General features: G+C 57.5%; 14 protein-coding genes. 5 read left to right on the plus strand and 9 right to left on the minus strand.

Annotation, left to right across the window (positions count from 1 at the left end; all coding sequences use genetic code 11):
• Window positions 1-14 precede the first annotated feature (14 nt).
• Both M9Q49_RS28905 and M9Q49_RS28910 read right to left on the minus strand, forming a co-directional pair.
• Complete coding sequence (locus tag M9Q49_RS28905) at window positions 15-2,066, minus strand: WD40 repeat domain-containing protein (RefSeq protein ID WP_254512780.1); 2,052 nt, start codon at window positions 2,064-2,066, stop codon at window positions 15-17.
• Window positions 2,067-2,227: 161 nt separating this feature from the next.
• Window positions 2,228-3,307 carry an alpha/beta hydrolase family protein gene (locus tag M9Q49_RS28910; protein WP_254512781.1) on the minus strand — a complete coding sequence of 360 codons (1,080 nt, stop codon included), beginning with the start codon at window positions 3,305-3,307 and terminating at the stop codon, window positions 2,228-2,230.
• Window positions 3,308-3,465: 158 nt separating this feature from the next.
• Here M9Q49_RS28910 and M9Q49_RS28915 point away from each other — a divergent pair, with 158 nt between their 5' ends.
• Both M9Q49_RS28915 and M9Q49_RS28920 read left to right on the plus strand, forming a co-directional pair.
• Window positions 3,466-5,322 carry a sensor histidine kinase gene (locus M9Q49_RS28915; RefSeq protein WP_254512782.1) on the plus strand — a complete coding sequence of 619 codons (1,857 nt, stop codon included), beginning with the start codon at window positions 3,466-3,468 and terminating at the stop codon, window positions 5,320-5,322.
• 291 nt (window positions 5,323-5,613) lie between these two features.
• Entirely contained in the window at window positions 5,614-6,819 is a 1,206-nt protein-coding gene (locus M9Q49_RS28920; RefSeq protein WP_254512783.1) for a hypothetical protein, read from the plus strand.
• 252 nt (window positions 6,820-7,071) lie between these two features.
• Here M9Q49_RS28920 and M9Q49_RS28925 read toward each other — a convergent pair whose 3' ends face one another.
• The 3 genes from M9Q49_RS28925 to M9Q49_RS28940 all read right to left on the minus strand — a co-directional run bounded on the left by M9Q49_RS28925 (window position 7,072) and on the right by M9Q49_RS28940 (window position 9,659).
• The gene (locus tag M9Q49_RS28925; protein WP_254512784.1) at window positions 7,072-7,533 is read right to left on the minus strand and encodes a hypothetical protein; all 462 of its coding nucleotides are present in this window, start codon (window positions 7,531-7,533) and stop codon (window positions 7,072-7,074) included.
• Between the two features lies 1 nt (window position 7,534).
• Window positions 7,535-8,461, minus strand: coding sequence for a DUF1559 domain-containing protein (locus M9Q49_RS28930; RefSeq protein ID WP_261365331.1), 927 nt, complete (start codon window positions 8,459-8,461; stop codon window positions 7,535-7,537).
• Between the two features lie 73 nt (window positions 8,462-8,534).
• Window positions 8,535-9,659, minus strand: coding sequence for a 2OG-Fe(II) oxygenase (locus tag M9Q49_RS28940; RefSeq protein ID WP_254512785.1), 1,125 nt, complete (start codon window positions 9,657-9,659; stop codon window positions 8,535-8,537).
• A gap of 174 nt (window positions 9,660-9,833) precedes the next feature.
• On the opposite strand from M9Q49_RS28940, the gene M9Q49_RS28945 reads away from it, so the two are divergent.
• Window positions 9,834-10,409: a hypothetical protein gene (locus tag M9Q49_RS28945; protein ID WP_254512786.1), complete on the plus strand. Its 576-nt coding sequence runs from the start codon at window positions 9,834-9,836 to the stop codon at window positions 10,407-10,409.
• A 354-nt stretch (window positions 10,410-10,763) separates the two neighbouring features.
• Here the strand turns inward: M9Q49_RS28945 and M9Q49_RS28950 are convergent, their stop codons facing one another.
• Window positions 10,764-11,525, minus strand: coding sequence for a hypothetical protein (locus M9Q49_RS28950; RefSeq protein ID WP_254512787.1), 762 nt, complete (start codon window positions 11,523-11,525; stop codon window positions 10,764-10,766).
• A 113-nt stretch (window positions 11,526-11,638) separates the two neighbouring features.
• A complete protein-coding gene (locus M9Q49_RS28955; protein WP_254512788.1) occupies window positions 11,639-12,688 on the minus strand; it encodes a DUF1611 domain-containing protein in 1,050 nt (349 codons plus the stop codon).
• A gap of 238 nt (window positions 12,689-12,926) precedes the next feature.
• Here M9Q49_RS28955 and M9Q49_RS28960 point away from each other — a divergent pair, with 238 nt between their 5' ends.
• Window positions 12,927-13,880: a DUF1559 domain-containing protein gene (locus tag M9Q49_RS28960; RefSeq protein WP_254512789.1), complete on the plus strand. Its 954-nt coding sequence runs from the start codon at window positions 12,927-12,929 to the stop codon at window positions 13,878-13,880.
• Window positions 13,881-13,923: 43 nt separating this feature from the next.
• Here the strand turns inward: M9Q49_RS28960 and M9Q49_RS28965 are convergent, their stop codons facing one another.
• Together M9Q49_RS28965 and M9Q49_RS28970 are read right to left on the minus strand one after the other, a co-directional pair.
• Window positions 13,924-14,154, minus strand: a complete 231-nt coding sequence (locus M9Q49_RS28965) for a hypothetical protein (RefSeq protein ID WP_254512790.1) — start codon at window positions 14,152-14,154, stop codon at window positions 13,924-13,926.
• Between the two features lie 108 nt (window positions 14,155-14,262).
• Window positions 14,263-14,721 carry a hypothetical protein gene (locus M9Q49_RS28970; protein WP_254512791.1) on the minus strand — a complete coding sequence of 153 codons (459 nt, stop codon included), beginning with the start codon at window positions 14,719-14,721 and terminating at the stop codon, window positions 14,263-14,265.
• 78 nt (window positions 14,722-14,799) lie between these two features.
• Between M9Q49_RS28970 and M9Q49_RS28975 the strand changes: the two genes are divergently transcribed.
• Window positions 14,800-16,542, plus strand: a complete 1,743-nt coding sequence (locus M9Q49_RS28975) for a recombinase family protein (protein WP_254512792.1) — start codon at window positions 14,800-14,802, stop codon at window positions 16,540-16,542.
• Window positions 16,543-16,891 lie beyond the last annotated feature (349 nt).

The following is a 16,891-nucleotide window of genomic DNA, read 5'->3' on the forward strand; positions in this document are numbered from 1 at the left end:
GCGACGGAGTTACCTCAATTGGCTGCCGCTGCCGGCAACTTCCAAAAACGGATCGGGCCGAACAACTCGGCGACAGCGAATTCGCTTTCGTTGGGAGCGATAAGAACCTTCGTCATCGGTCCGTAATGACCGTCGATCGTCCGCAGGTACTTGCCGTCCGGGAGGCGATGAACGTGCAGCAGTGTCGAAGCCGGGTGGCGCGTCTCTTCCAGAATCAGGAAGTTCTTGCTCACTGTTTTGACAGACATATGGTGCTTGGACGGAATCAGCAGGAATGGTTCCCCCTTTTGCTCCGTGGTCAGCCACTTGGCGAACGACGTCTTTCCTCCCGTCGAGGTGCCGCGAAAGAAGATCGTGTCGGAATCGAAAAAGTCGCTGAACTGACTCAAATACATTCCGGTCAATCGCTTCGACGGCTCGATTTCGGCGACCACCTTGGCATCGACCACGTCGTAAAGTTTCACGGCTTTGCTCGTGGCAACCAGCAGCCGTTTGCTGTCGGGCGAAAAAGCCAGTTTGGTGTAATCGGGCGCGGCGGGAATCTCGTGCAGGACATTGCCGGAGCGAGGATCCCAGAGCGCGATGTCGGCTTCGCGCCGCGTCGCAGCGGTGTTGCCATCGGGGCTGAGAATGACAGCGGCATGCTGCGCGGTGGCTTTAAAGATCGCAGGCTCCTCGGGCGTATCGAGATGAATGGCGACGGTGTTGCTTTCCTTGCCGTTGATTGCCGTCAACAGCAACTGCTTACCGGCGGCTTGCAACTGCTGCACCTTGTCGGGAAATGGCGGGATGGCCCCTTTCGGGGTTTTCAGATTTTGGCGGTCCCACAGACGGACCAGTTCCTCTTTGGCTTGCGGCGAAACCACCAGCGTCGCGCCGCCGTCGAGGTAGGCGATGTCGCCGGTCCCTTGGCGGAACGGCCAATGAATTTCATCGGCGACATCGGGACAAGGAGGCGCTTCGCAGTAGTGCGTGTATTGCTCAAACCGCCACTGAGTTTTCCAGTGACGAATCTCGGGTTTGCGACCTTTTAGTTGCGGATAATAACTGCGCGCCAGCTCGTGGTTCTGCGCCATCCAAGCCACCACGGCTGCAAAGCTGATGGGCGCTCGCGCGAGCGGAAACCGCTTTCCCATGATCTCGCAACCCGCCGCGATTTTCTTGGGATCGTATTCGCTCGTATAAAGCATGTCTCGGTCATAACAATTCGTGGTCATCGCGATGCGCGCATACGCCTCCAAGCCATCATCGCCCCCCACGGCGGCACAGATCGACTCGGCAAAGGCTTCGCAATCGCCGGGCGCACCATGCCACCGCGGCAAAAGATATTCGACGGTCGATTCGTAGAGAGGAAAATAGTTCGGGCAGATCTTGCGGCCCGTCTCTACATAGCGATCGATATGCTTGCGCTCCGCACTCAAACCTTTGCCCAGATCGACGAGCGCGCGATACAGTTCCGGATCCTGCGGCTGCAACTTCTCAGCTGCCAAGGCATACTTCAAGCCTTCACCCAGACGATCCTTGAACTGCAGGTAACCATCGCCCGTAACGGTGTTGATAAAGCCGTTGCCGCGCGCCTCCCAACCCCACGTGGTGTAAAGGCGAGCGAGAATGATCAACGGCGTCGGATCTTCGGGTTTGGTGGTGGCCCATTCTTGCAGAATGGGAACGCGCTCTTCGACGGCCTTTTTATCGCGAAAGGGAGTTCGTATCGCCGCGTTGTAGAGCTCCTGCAACTCAAACTCGCCGATCGGCAGTTGCTTCATTTCCTGACGGGCTGTGGCGAACCGCGCCGATAAATCGTCGAAGCTGGCCTGCGGATCGAGCTCGATCTTTTCTTCGGCAAAGGCCTGATTCGTCGCCGGCGTTACAGGCTGGAGAGCCTTCACCGCGATTGGTTCTGGCGGCCCCGCCAACGGCAGCGGCGGGCCTTCGTCTTCGACCGGCTTCGGCGGTGGTGCAACCGCGACAACCGGATTCGCGACGGGCGCGGGCAAATTGGGTTTGCCGCCGCAACCAGCCGCCAACAGCAACAGAGCAACGAGGCAGAAACGCTGCACTACCATCGGAAATAATCCCAACCGAAGAGGATGATCGCCGCCCTCGGAATCGGGCAGCAATCAGCGATTGAAAAGTGCCATCAGCTTAATGCAGGGGAGAAGTGGGCGGCAAATCTTTTTATAAGACAGCAACAGCGTAAAGCCCGCGTGAAGGTTCACAAAAAAACTTATAAGCGTTTCTCAAACCAATCGAGCGCCGCCGTCCTCTGTTCTGCTGTCACCGAGTGCCCCACTCCTTCGGCGACCATGATTTTTAAATGGTCGCTCCGTTTCTTTTCAGCGAATGCTTGTTCAGCCGAGGCGAACGCGATCTTCGCGCCGCCGATCGGGCAGTTGGGATCTTTTTCGCCGTTGACGATCAGCAAATCGCGATCGGCAAAGAGCCGGAGCAAGCTCGGGCAATCGTATTGAGCGAGCATGCCGGGGATGACTTTGTTCCAGAGTTCGCGGCAAACACGCTGATTGACTTCCTTTTCGCCCAGATCTTTCGCCGCCGCATCGTGCGCCGCTTTGATGGTCTTGGCTCGGCCTTGCCATTCGTCGTGTTCGAGGCTCCAGCGAAAGCTCTGCACTGCGATCGCCGGCACGGCGACTTTGATGCGCTCGTCGACCGACGCGGCCAGCCACGTTTGAATGCCACCCATGCTGAAACCGATCATGCCGATGCGGGTGGCGTCGATATCATCGCGCGTAGCGAGATAGTCGACGGTTCGCCACAGATCCCAAGCCGTGTCGTAATAAAACGGATGCTCTTGCGGTTCGCCAGCCTTCGTCTGCCAGGCTCGCTCGATGGCAGCGACGTAAGCTTCGGCCCCCTTCTTTCCACCCGAGCGTTCGCCGTGATAGCGGGCGTCGATGGCCACGCCGATGATGCCCCGCTTGGCGAGATCAACCAGAAACCCCCGCTGACTTTCCTTATTCCCACCCGTGCCATGCAACACGATCACGCAGGGCAACTTCGCCTTGTCCGACTTCGGCCGCACGAGCAGCAGCGGCACCCGCTCTGTCACGCCATCGGCCTTCTTTTCGCTAGCGAACGATAGCTTCTCTTCGAGCATCCCCGCCGCATCGGTTTTCGATTCGCTCACCTGCGGGTCAATCGCCACACGTGGCCGATCGAGCATTTTTAGGAACGAGGCCTTCACTTCCGCCGCTGGCGGATACTTCGTCGGCGAGGCTTCTTGCCCATAAGCAGGGAGCGCCAGCAAGCCCAACAGCAGCCCGAAGTAAAGCCAAGGTAAACGCATCGCAATTGTCTTGTTCATAGAGAAAGCTCAGCGGGATTGCGGCAACCAACTCCTGATTACCAGCCTGCATTGCACTGGCTGCAAACCGGGAGTACTGCGTAAAATAAGCAACGGGCGAATCGCCAAGGATTCGTTCAGGACCAGAATAGCGGACGATCATGGGCGGATACAAATCTCTCAAGCGCGTGCTCGGCGAAACCCATCTAGGGCGGAAGCTGCGCTGGTTGTTTGGCGTGAGCCTGTTCGCCCTTATTTTTGTTTCGTTCTTCCTCGTCGACTGGATCGGCGAAGATCTGGTCATGCGCAACATCCACCGCAACGGCCGCGAGTGGGTCCGCTATTACCTGCTCGATCAGCACTGGAATTTCTGGGACACCAAGCCCGAGAACAAAGCGTTTCGGAGCGAGGTCAGCAAAAAGTTTCTGCCGGAGACTTACGAAGCCCGCACCATTGGCAAGGATCCTGCCTGGGTGAATTCGCTTCATGCGGGATTCAATCAGCGTGAAGGCAAGCCGCGCATCTGGTCGCCGGAGAACGACGAAGAGCAAAAACTGATTCGCGAGTTGCAAGTCGATTTTGCGCGCGTGCTCAATGGTCAGCCAGCAGTGAATCCACAAAGCAGCCCCGAAGAACGGCGAGCCGCCCGCAACCAACTCGAGGACAAACTCGACGATGTGTTTGCGACCCGCGTCGATGCAGCCAAGGACAAGTTCTACTTCTATCAACCCGTGGTTTGGGACCAAGCGCTCTGCTCGCATTGCCATTTAGACACGTATCAGGTCGTCAAAACGGGCGAGCTGGCCGCGAGCGATATGGAAGCGCAACCGAGCTCGGCAGAGCTGCCGTACCTGGTCACGCGCGTGGCCCTGCCTTACAGCAAAACGCGGGCTTCGGTCTCTTGGATCCGCGCGATTCTCTCGACCGTCGGCATTCTCACCGTGTTCCTCTCGATGGTCGCGCTGTGGATGGTGGTGCGCTATGTCGTCCTCAAGCCGCTCGCGCACTTGCGCGAGGTGAGCGACTCGATCACCCGCGGCGATCTCGAGCAGCGGGCCGAAATCAATACCAACGACGAATTCCAAGAGCTGGCCGCGTCATTCAACAAAATGTTGCGCCACCTCGTCGAAGCCCAAGGCCAACTGCAAACGGCCAACGATGAACTCGACGGCAAGGTCGATCAGCTCGCGCAGCTCAATATGCAGCTGCATGAGCTCAACCGCCTGAAGGGCGAATTCCTCGCCACGATGAGCCACGAGCTCCGCACGCCGCTCAACAGCATCATCGGTTTTTCCGAAGTGCTCGCCGGCATCGACGCGCTCGACGATCGGCAAAAGCGGTTCGTCCACAACATTCAAAAGTCCGGCCAAAAGCTGCTGGAGATGATCAACGACATTCTCGATCTCTCGAAACTCGAAGCCGGCAAGATGGACGTCAGGCCGAGCGAATTCCGGATCGATACGATCGTCGAAAGCCAGTGCGACTTGGTCCGCGCACTTACCGAAGACAAAAACATCGACCTCTCGATCGAGGTCGAGCCCGAGCTGCCGCTGCTGTTCCAGGATCAAACCAAGGTGCAGCAGATCCTGACCAACTTGCTATCGAACGCCATCAAGTTCACGCCCGAGGGAGGCCGCATCACCGTCGGCGCCAAGGGAAACTCGCGCGGCTTCATCGAGCTTTATGTCTCCGACACCGGCGTGGGCATCGCCGAGAGCGATCGCGAAATCATCTTCGAAAAATTCCGCCAAGGCGCTGCCGTGCTGGGGACCGACAACTTGACTCGCGAATACAGCGGCACGGGCCTGGGCCTGTCGATCGTCAAGGAACTGTGCAAACTCCTCGGCGGCGAAGTGCACGTCGAAAGCGAACTGGGCCGCGGCAGCACGTTCCGCGTGCTGATCCCCTGGATGCGCGTCGACGCCTCGCCGAAGCTCAACAACCGCCTCGACGACCTAACCCGCCCCCGCCGCGCCGACGTGGCCATCTCTGGCGATACGGTCGTCATCGGCAAATAAAAGTCGCACTTTCGTCATTGTCGTCGATCACTCCGTGCTCGATGGGTTGAGGTTAACCAACCGCGCGCCGCCGAAAGAGCTCCGCGATTTTCGGCACTTTGGCGAGTGGAGGTTAGAGCAGAGACTGCGTTGGTGGTGAGGCGAACTTCAAACTCTGCACGCCAAAACCGGAACTTCGCGGAGCTCGTTCCTTGGCGCGCTGCAGAGTCAACTCAACCCACCGATTTCGGAGAAATCGGCGACAATGTCGATCCACCAAAGAGAAGCAACGAACACATTCAGTAGCGCGCGATGTTCAACTTTCTTCCCACCTTTCGCGTTCCCCGCCTGCGGTTCAGCCTGCGAACTCTGCTATTGATGATGGTCGGCGTGGGTGTCGCCCTCACGATTTACCGTTGGCCCTGGGAGCAAGTGGATGTAAGTAGTTCACCACCCATCACAAGTCGTTATCACCGAAGTTGGACTGGACGAGCGGTCAAGCATGGTTGGGAGATCCAAAAAGATTCGCAGGAAAATTGGCGTTCGGAGACGCTGTACGATGAGGGAGAACTGCGGCTCAATCGCACCTGGAAAAACGGCGAGCTGACTCACGAGTTGAACTATCGCCAGGGCGATGTACAGGGTCACGTTTTGTGGGTGAACGACGGCGTGCGGATGGAGGGAGAAGGCCTGCGGGGCAAGAAGCACGGACCTTGGACGGAGGACAGCGCAGATGTCCTGCTGCGCGAAGTTTGGAATCACGGCAAGCTGCAAGGCCGACGAACTTGGACCACGCCTGCTGGCAGAGAGTTGCAATCGGCTGAGTACGACGACGCCGGCCAATTGGTGAAATGGAATGGCCAGCCGATAGCGACCGCGGTGCGTCAATGGCTTGACCAACACATGGAGGATGATGAACTGCGCCGGTTCCTGCTCGAGACCCGCGTGACCCGCAGCGAAATCCGCATGCAGTATTGCAACTTTTTACAACTTCAATATTCCATCGGCCGGCGAAAAATTGCTGTCCAATGCGTCCGCCGTTTTGTTGCGCCCGACACCGAGTTCGCGGCGTGCCCGCTGGGTGAAGTCCTCCTGCAAGATGCACTGTCATTCAGTTGCACGCTGGCCTACCGGTTTGGCGCGCTCCATTTCGTACCGATCTCGCCGGAGTCGCTCGCCTGGCAAGATCGCACACGCATTGGCGAAGTAAATTTCGAGGCTGGCTCGTTACAAGAAAAGGCTTGGCTCAGCGAAGTCGCTGCCGATCAAGCAGAGTGGGTGTTTCCTGCTGCATGTATGTCCAAGATGTTTGAGCCCGTGAGCGCGACGGGTATCACGATCGATACTACGGCAATTCCTGATTCGGCGGACCCAACACTTCGCGGCTTGTCCACTAATCGACCGAATCCGCCGCGCGCCCGACGATATCTCCTCGGCCAACATCTCGAAATGGAGAACTGCTACTGCGAACAGCACGGTAACGTGCTGGTTATCAAACGCCGAGAGATGGCGAAATAACATGAGGCTCGCTGCATCACAACGTCGTCGATCACTCCGTGCTCGATGGGTTGAGGTTAACCAACCGCGCGCCGCCGAAAGAGCTCCGCGACTTTCGGCACTTTGGCGAGTGGAGGTTAGAGCAGAGACTGCGTTGGTGGTGAGGCGAACTTCAAACTCTACACGCCAAAACCGGAACTTCGCGGGGGTCGTTCCTCGGCGCGTGATGAGTCACCTCAACCCACCGATTTCGGAGAAATCGGCGACAATGGCTTACTTTCCATCTGCCGGCAGATCGAATGGCAGGTCGTTCTTGCCGCGTTTGACTTCCGCGGTTAGCGGCGTGGTGTGCAGTTGCGAGTATTTTTCGGGGACGAGCCAGGTGACTTTGCCGGGGACAAGTCGCTTGCCGGGGGCGCCCGGCGTGGCGAGTTCGTCTTCGATTGATTTAGGTTCGACGATACTGCTGGGGCCGATGCTGGTGGCTTGGATCACGACGCGATGGCTGCCGATCCAGGCGCCGTCACCGGGTTTGCTCGTCGTGAGCGTGTAGCTGCCGTTTTTAATTTCGCCCACGGCAGCCGGACCGCCGCTGGGAGTAAACATGATCGTGCCGCTGGGGACGGGTTGGCCGCCGACGCTTACCGTGCCACTGACCTTGGCCAGCTTGTTGTCGGAGCAGCCGATGAGGATTGGCAGCGTCGACAACAAAAAGAGAAAGACGCCGCGCGGCATGTTAGTAATTTCCACCAGGCACCACTTCGCCATCCTGACAGGCAGCCAGCATTTGATAGATGTTCATTTCTAGGCCGGTCCGCAGGAAGCTCACATGGCCGTCGGCGAACACAAAGTTTGCTCCGCCCGGATGCTGACTTCCCAGCGGCGAGTCGTTTTCGTTGTCAGCCAGCAACGGCACGATGGCGTTGATGGGGAATCGCGTGTTGCGCATATCGCGTCCATACGACCGATCGGCGGGTAAGCAATTCGGTTTGATGCACGCACTGCCGACGATCCAACCGACGGGCCCACCTTGGGTCGCCACGCCATAACCTGGCCCGAGTCCCCACAACTGCGCGTGACACGATTCGCCGACGGCCATCGTGTTCGACGTGCCGTCGGTGATCTCGGCGAGTTTGCGGCGCTGATTGATATTGAAGATGCCGTCGAGATAAACATCGCCCCGCCAGCCGTGGCTATCGCGCACCCGGCCACCTGCAATGCCGAAGAAATTGCGGCGGTTCTTTGTCGTCAGCCATTTGGCATCGCTCGGACAGGTGTAGGTCGCAATCGGCACCGCGCCGAGCACGTTCACATGATTGGCCACGTTGTAGCCCAGCGAGTCGTCGTATCGATCGGAGATATTCCGCTGCTCGATATACGGCAGCAACCGCGTCCACATCGCATTGCCTCGGCAATCGGCAGCCGTGCAATGGATCGACAGTTCCACTTCCATGCCGGCCGGCAGCCAGACGTGCGTGTCGTTGTAATTGTGAATGGCCAGGCCGATTTGACGCGAATGATTCTGGCAAGTCGTTCGGCGGGCTGCTTCGCGGGCGGCCTGCACGGCCGGCAAGAGCAACGCGACCAGTACGCCGATGATGGCAATGACGACCAGCAATTCGACAAGCGTAAAAGCTCGCCGCGCGATGGAAAAGCGATTCATAGGTAGGCCCTCCAGGCCTCAAGTAAACATGCCTGGATGCGAGCCGTCAACTAAATGTTTCATCCCGTCACGATTACGAAGATGAGTCCGCTACGAACTTCTGATTCTCTTGACGGATTCTGGCAGCCGCTTCGTCGTAGAGAAAAGGAAGATAGGCGTAACGCTTGCCGCGAGTGATTTTCGTCGCTTCGTGAAGCAGCGAACAAGAAAAGACGACCGCGCCGCCGGCCGGGGCTTCGTATTGCAACCGGCCGAACTCCGGAAAGCGCAAGCGGCCGCCATCGTACTCGCCCGTGTTGAGATTGAGCGAGACGGCGAACTTGCGGTGGGCTGTTCCCTTCGTCGTATTGTCGCGATGGGCACGAAAATGCCCGCCGTCATTGGCGTCGTAACAAGCGACGATGTGCCGTTCGATGCGCGTCGCATGAAATTGAAAGGCGCGCTGGATCTCCGGGCCGACTCGATCGTGCACGGCAAACATCGCTCGCTTGCGCAGATCTTCGTCGGCAATCTCACAGTCCTTCCGCTGCTTGTGATCGGGGTTGTGAATCTCGACCGTCTTGCCGTTCACATCTTTCATGAATCCTGAAACCTCACCGCCCTGCGTTTCGTAGTAAGCGATCAGCTCGCGGCAGAGCGCCGGCTCAAAGACTCGCGGCACGATCAGAATCGGCGCTTGCACCGCTGCCAACGATTCGGCGGGGAGCGGCGGCAGACGATCGAGGATCGCTTGCAGTTGTTTTAGATGCTCGTCGGCACGATTGTCTTCCAGCAACAGCGTGGCGACGGTGCGCAGTCGTTCATCGATCACGACTGTCATCCGGCGATACAGGTCACGTTGTTCTGGCGACGACACCGGATCGAGCGTCGCGGCGCCGAACTGTTTGCTCGCGCTCCGATCGAGATCGTAGACAAACCGCACGCCGTTGCCCCGATCAGCCAAGCGGTTTTGTTCCTGATCCTGTGGATCGACACTCACGCCAACAAAACCCACGTTGTCGTAATCAAAGCGCTGACCGATCGCAGCCAAGCCGCGCAGTAACTGCTGGCTCGTCGCGTCGCCCGCGGAGCGGAAGAAGCTGACGACCAGATAACGGCCGGCGTGCGAATCGAGCTTGTAAGGGATTCCGGCGATCGATGTCGCCAGCAACCAGGGAGCAGGATCACCATTCTGAAGCAGAGCTTTGGCTTGCGGCATGAGCGATGGTCTGTGAAGGCAAAAGTGAAGTGGAGTTGTCTATCGTAACTCGATTGGCAACGTGCTGGCACGCTCGCGGTAGCAGCAGATCATTTCCTTTGGCCCGCTGATTGCATAATGGTCTGGCAGCCAGTTTGGACGCTGGAACCATCCACGATAGCAAGGAGGCTTACCATGAAAACCGCCAACCCAGTTCACTTTATCGGTGGTTTGTTTCTCGAGTTCGGTGCTGCTGCCGCTGCAATCGCGGTTCTTTGGCCAACTCACAAGGCAGAAGTGTTGCCACCACCGCCACAACCGGTCGAATGGTCAATGTCGCAGCCTGCTCCCTTGGCTCAAGCCCCTATCTATTTTCAGAACGACGCTTTTCAAAATGATGCAGTTCGCGAACGCGAGAGCTTCGCGACTCGCCCGTTGCTGCCGCCAGCTCCCGCGCCGCGGTCGGCCGAATCGGACCGCTATTTCGTCCGCAACTCGTTCAGCACGAGCGACTATCGCCCAGCCGAACCACTGCCGCAGCGCGAACTGCCGCCTGCGTATTCGCAGCGGGAAACCTCGTTTTCGCGGCCACAAACCGCCTATTCGCAACAGCAACCGAATGCGTATCCGCAGCAGCAAACCAACTATTCGCAGCAACAAACTGCTGTGGCTCGGCCGCGTGTGCGAACCTTTGCGAACGATCAGTATTCGCCAGCTCCCGCCTATCGCACTGCCGAACGCTTGGATGACAACTACCACAGCCGCTACTAAGCATTGTTGATCACTGACGCCTGCCGGCGAGTCGCGCTCCCTCATCCGATTAGTTCTTCTTTCTCGCGCCCCACAGCTGCCCTTGGCAGCCTTCTTTCTCAAGCCGCCCGACGTGCCGCCACACGTCATCTTCTGGCGATGCTGTCTCAACTCTGGCCTGGCCAATCTCATTTTGAGCCGCTGTTTTCACCTGCCGGTCTTCAACGATTTTTCGTCCCTGGCAAAATCTGCGGCTGATCGAATGTTGATCCGCCGGGCTGGCGACCAACCAGAACACTCACAACGGCGAGCAGACCAAAAGATTCTGTAAAAAGATTCGGCCAATGCTAGCGAGTCATCTCGATGGCTGAGAACCTATCGCTTCGGTTGCTGCGGAGACATCGTCGCCGCCAGAATGCTGCAAAGAATTAAACCCATCAGCAGACCGATGCCAATCACGCCGAGGAAGGCGTAGGGAGCGGGGATGACTTGTTCCAAGCCGTGATTGAGCGACACGCCGAAGATCGAGCAGAGCGTGACGATCGGAAAGAAGAAGGCCGCGAGCAAGTTGAGGCGGTGCGCAGCAAGAGCCATCTGATGGGCAGCGGCGGTTTGCTCTTCCGTCTTTTTGGCGAGGGCAAACTCGAGCGCTGTCTGCACTTCATTGAGTAGCAGTTCCGCGGCGCGTTCGATTTCATACGCGCGGTCGCGAAAGTTGATCAAATCGCGATCACCCGAGATCAGTGTGCGACCTTCTTGCAGCGCGACGTGCAAGTTGCGCGTGCTCCGCTGCAGCGGGCTCATCGCTTCGATGATGTTGAACATCTGATCGACGGTCGTCGCATTCTCTTCCAGACGGTCAAACTTTTCGACGAGATCGCTGTACTCGCCCAGATGCTTGGTGATCGAGACGGCCCCTGGTCCCAACTCATTCGAGATCCACGAGCCATCGGGCTTGCGCCAAAAGAATCGACCGAAGCGTTCGTTGTCGTTCACCTTCGGCGGCCGATGCAGCACGAGCAGCAAGTGACCATCAGCAGCCATCGCGCGCTGTCGGCCCACCTTGTCGCCCAATCGTTCACGAATGGCAACAGGAATGTCCCAGGTCGGCGGCAGAATGTTCTTGGCAATCGGCATGCAATGTTCTCAGGGGCCAAAACTCAGAATGTAGAACGCAGAATGCAGAATTAGAAATTCAAAATGCATTTCATTTTGCATTCTGCGTTCTTCGTTCTTCGTTCTGCATTTTCCTAACCCTGCCAGCCACCTCGCTGATGAAAGGCAATCACCGCGTCGACCAGTTCGTCGGGGCCGTCGCGGAGCACGTCGCAGGCGGGCAAGCCGAACTCCGCTTTGATGCGGGCTCGTTCGGCGGCTGCGGCAGCGGCGTCGATTCGTCGGCTGTTGATCGCTATTCCAATGACTTCGCATCTCTGATGGATATTCGCCATCAGCTCAAACATCTTTTTAATTTCCGCAAGTGGTGGAATCTTCACGCTTTCCACGCCGGTGACGGTGTCGCGGCCCACCTCGTAACACAAAATTAACGCCTGCGGAGCACAGCCATGCAGCAAGCTGAGCGTGACGCCGGAATAAGACGGATGGACCAAGCTCCCCTGCCCTTCAACCAGCAGGATCTGATGGTGCTGATGCTCAAGTACCATCTTTTCGGCGGCTCCGGAAACGAAGTCGGCGACGATGCAATCGATGGGTAAGCCGTCCCCTTCGATCATGATGCCGGTTTGGCCGGTGGCGATAAACTTCGAGTCCCAGCCGCGCTTCTTCAGCGCATTCGTGATTTCGACCGACACCACCATCTTGCCGATGCTGCAATCGTGACCGACGGTATGCACTCGCAGGCAATCGGGCCGCAGTCCTTTCCGCCGCGCGATCGACTTTTCGCTGTTGCTGCGAACGTCGATCAACTTCACGCCGGCCTGATCGGCAGCCGCTTTGAACTCGGCGTCGTTATTCAGAAAATCATGCAGACCGGAGAGGATGTCCATCTTCCGCGAAATGGCCTCGAGGATGATCGGCCGCCAGCTGGCCGGAATCTTTCCTCCCGGCGGCGCGATACCCAGCAACAGCGTGTTGGCCCCGGGCGCCTCGGCGAGCTTGGCGATGACCGGTACCGGTTCGCCGGTGGTGACGGCCAGCAGTTCGCGGCTGGTTTTGCCGACCTGGGTGCTATCGAGCATCGCGACAACTTCTTCGCGGCGGTAGCGAATGACATTGGCCGCGGTCTTCCCCGCGTGTGGTTCGGAGTGCCCTTCGGTGAGACAGACAATTTTGCGTGGCATGGCGCTAATCGATGAAGGTGAAAGTGCGAAATCCGCCGGATGGCGATTGTAGCGTGCGCAATTGTATCGCATTGAGCCAGGCACCCGCTGGCCCGCGCCGCTGAGCCAACGGCGCAGAAAAACCACCAAATTCTCGTAGCCGACCTTTGACTTTCACGCTATCCTGAGCGGGTATTCAGCGCTTCGTCCTCTCTCCTGTTCTTCGTTAGCGCGGCTGCGCCGATTCATCGGATCAACTATGCCTCTTCAACATCCCCAGCGCTCGGCGCGGGCGTTCACTCTCGTGGAACTCCTCGTCGTCATTGCCATCATCGGCGTCTTGGTGGCCCTGCTGCTTCCGGCGGTGCAAGCCGCTCGTGAATCAGCGCGGCGAATGCAATGTCAGAACCATCTCAAGCAGATGGGGCTGGCGTTTCATAACCATTTCGACACGATGGGCCATTATCCGACCGGCGGTTGGGGCTGGAACTATGTGGGTGATCCTGACCTGGGTTTCGCCGAAGGTCAGCCGGGTGGCTGGACCTACAACATTCTCCCCTTCATCGAACAGAAAGCGGCCCGCGAAATTGGCTTGGGGCAGACAGGCCCGCTGAAACAAGCCGAGCTTGAGCGACTCGTGACGATCCCGATCAAGTTCTATAACTGCCCCTCGCGACGGCCAGCCAAGGCGTATCCCATCAGCGTCCATCCCACGAACGCACCGAATGTGAGCGCTGGCGCGAAGCTCGATTATTCGGCCAACGTTGGCGATGGCACGGGTAACCAATGGAAAGGTGGACCTCCCGAGGATCGATCGGATCCAACCATTTGGACCGGCCTGCTCTACGATTACAGCAAGGTACGGCAGTCAGAAGTGACCGATGGCACTTCGAACACGTTTATGGTGGGTGAAAAGTTTCTGGATCAGAACCATTACTCCGACGGTCTGGACGCGGCCGACAATGAGAACTTGTATGTCGGCTTCGACAACGATAACTGCCGTTCAACCAATGCCAGCTATTATCCTCCGCGCCGCGATTTTCGCGTGCCGCCGACTGAAGGTCCTTACTACGTATTCGGCAGCGCTCATCCCGCCGGTTTCAATGTAGTTCTTTGCGATGGTTCGGTCCGTCTTGTCGCGTACAACATCGATAAAGAGAACTATCGCCGCCTGGGCCACAAATCAGACGGCGAAACCATCACGAACTACTAGTGCGTACGTGACGATTCGTCACGTACTACATCATGATGTGGCTCTAAGCAGCTTCGGCACAACTCCGCTGCGGAAACTCCTCAGCGAGCACGGCCTGCGCTGGATCGCCGTGAATCACCTCGTTGTAAGTTCGCGCCCAGGCCGTCGCCTCGCGCAGCGACAAACCACGAGCAACCAGTTCGTACTGCGGCAGCAGCAGCACCGAATACGAAGCTGGTGCTGGCTCGGCCAGGTGCGCGCGGGAGGAAATCATCGAGTTTGCAACCTTGTTCATAGGCAGTTCCTTTCCAAAACCATTAGTGTACATCTGTGCCAATTAGAGCGTCGGCCTGGACAACTTAGGTCCGCTGCCAGCAGAAAATGCTGGCGTGATTTTTCGGGCCTACGCCGGCGGCGCAGCGACACCGCCAAAGCGCTCGCCGTAGGTTTCCGTCAGTGGTTGCGGCCGGATTTCATACTGCGGCACGACGCCGAAGTTGAGTTGCGCGATCGGTCGCAAGATGTCTCGATCGACACAGCGCACCAGCTCGGCGAACTCCGTTTGCACTGCGCTGAGCGCGATGACGAACGGAATCCAGCGGCCCGAGTAGCCGCTGCCCGTGCTCGCGGCCTGAATGATTTCGGGCGGCACTTCGAGTGCTTTCCAGATTTCGATGTCGAGGTCCTTCTTCCAATCAAAGATCGCTGTGTGCCCGCCCATGCTTTGCGGCGGCGTGTAATCGACCAGCTTCCTGCCGTCCTGGTCGTACAGCAGCGGCAACGTCATCGCGCCGCCTGATTGCCGGGCTTCGATCATGCCGCGAGCAATCTCCTGCCAGCTCACTTCCGTGCCGTCGGCCATTTGCACCTTGCGCTCCGGTGGGTACCAAAAAATATCTCTCTTGTGTAGGATTCATCCCTGACGAAAGAGAGTGCGAAAATGAGCGGAGATGCGTACAGTTACGTCCGATTCAGCGCCAAGAAGCAGGAACTCGGCAGAAGCCAGAAACGGCAAGCTGAGGCAGCCGCCCGATTCTGTGAGCGGCACAATTTGAAGCTGTCCCCAAAAAGTTATCAAGACCTCGGCGTAAGTAGCTGGAAGGGCAAGAACTTTCACGAGGGAGCGCTCGGAGCATTTCTAACGGCAGTGAAAAAAACGAGTAGCCCAATCAAACGAGGCTCGGTGCTGGTCGTCGAATCCCTAGATCGCATCAGCAGGGCCTCTGCTCGGAAGGCGCTGCGAATCATGGAAGAAATTATTGAAGCAGGCGTTACGATTGCCACGCTTGACCCTGAACGCTCCTACGATGAGAAATCTCTCGACGATCCGTTCTCCCTGATCGAAATGATTCTGGTGTTTGTTCGAGCAAATGAAGAAAGCAATATGAAGTCAATGCGGGTTCGTGACGCATGGACTGCAAAGCGAATGAATGCTGCGAACGCCCCGATGACAACACGAGGTCCTGCGTGGCTCATCCCGATTGCGGGCGGGTGGAAGAAGGACGAGCGAAAGGCGGAGTCAGTTCGGACAATCATCAGAATGTCCGCCGACGGAAACGGCGCTCCCGCAATCCTGCAATATCTTCACGATGCTCAAGTGCCGAACCCATCAACCGGCAAAGCTCGATGGTCGCTCGCCTATGTTCAACTCCTAATGCGTGACCGCCGTATCATTGGTGAGTTGCAACCTTGCGTATGGACAGATGGTAAGCAGCAGCCAGTCGGCCCGCCATTAGAAGATTACTACCCTGCGATCTGCGACCTCGATACATTCGCTCGGGCGCAGTCCGCTCTTGCGAATCGACGAAAGAACAACAACACAAAGCAAGGTAACACCATCAACTTGTTTGGCGGACTGATGATTGATCCTGAAAGCGGCTCGAAGTGGATTGTCGGTAAGAAAGCAGCAAACAAACCGGCAAGGCTGCAAACTATGGCTGCTCGCAATAAGGTCAAGAAGTCGCTCTCAGTCGATTATGACGAAGTTGAGAAAGCCGTCCTTCGATTCATTGAAGGACTAGACCTTGAACAGTTGCTGCCGCACGAGGCTCATGCGAACCGTGGCAGGCTCGGAACGGTCGAGCAGCGTATTGCGATCTTGCAGCAACGAATTGAAATGGATGATCCGGCAACGCTCGGGCCGCTGATGGATACACTCGCAAAACTAGAAGCTGAACGGCAACAACTGAAAGCAGACTTCAATGAAGAATCGGCGCTCCGCCATTCGGCGGTCAATGCTCACGATGTAATCGACAAGATGCGCAAGGCGAAGGGCGACGAACGGAAGCGATTGCGGCTTCAACTTCGCACCCACCTAGCAACGGTTATCCGTAAAATCACGATGACCACCGCACCGTTTTGGCGTCACAGTATCGGAATCCTCGATATCGAATTGATCGACGGAATATTACATAGAGAGATTACACATCAGGATATTATGCCAGTCGAAACGCTCGCAGAAATTGCACTTTCGGGCCTATTGCTGAACGACAAGCGTAGGGAATCAGTTAGAAAAGGAATCCTCTACGTTGCTGAACGAGGCTTCACGTTGCGAATTGTCGTTGAAGGCGGACGAAAGGGCGTAAAGCTGATGGCCGTCAGGCCGAAGGGAACTGGTAATCCCGTCGTTGATGTTGAAAGCGCTATGACGCCCGAGGAATTATCGGGCGCTGCTTGGCGCTAGTCCGATACCAACCCCACTCCCTGCGTTGCAGGGAGTGGGGTTTTTCATGCGGTGGCATTACTCAACAGTGAACGACCGCCGGTACTTTTTGCCGATCCAATCGCTCTTTGTATCCCACAACGAGTTGTCTTTGGCGATGTCCGACGAGAACTCTCCGATATTTTCCAGCCTCGGATAGCCTGCTTCCTTCATTAGGGCGTAAACGCCCACTAGTAGAGTCTCGGCGGTCTGTTTATCGCCTAAAACAATCCCTGGCACTGATTAGCTCGATCCTGCCACGCCAAGGTCAAAGTCGGTATAAACGACGGCGGCTCAGTTATCGGTTAATCTCCGAGTGATCCGACCATGC

The sequence above is a fragment of the Anatilimnocola floriformis genome (assembly GCF_024256385.1).
In the GTDB taxonomy this organism is placed as follows: domain Bacteria; phylum Planctomycetota; class Planctomycetia; order Pirellulales; family Pirellulaceae; genus Anatilimnocola; species Anatilimnocola floriformis.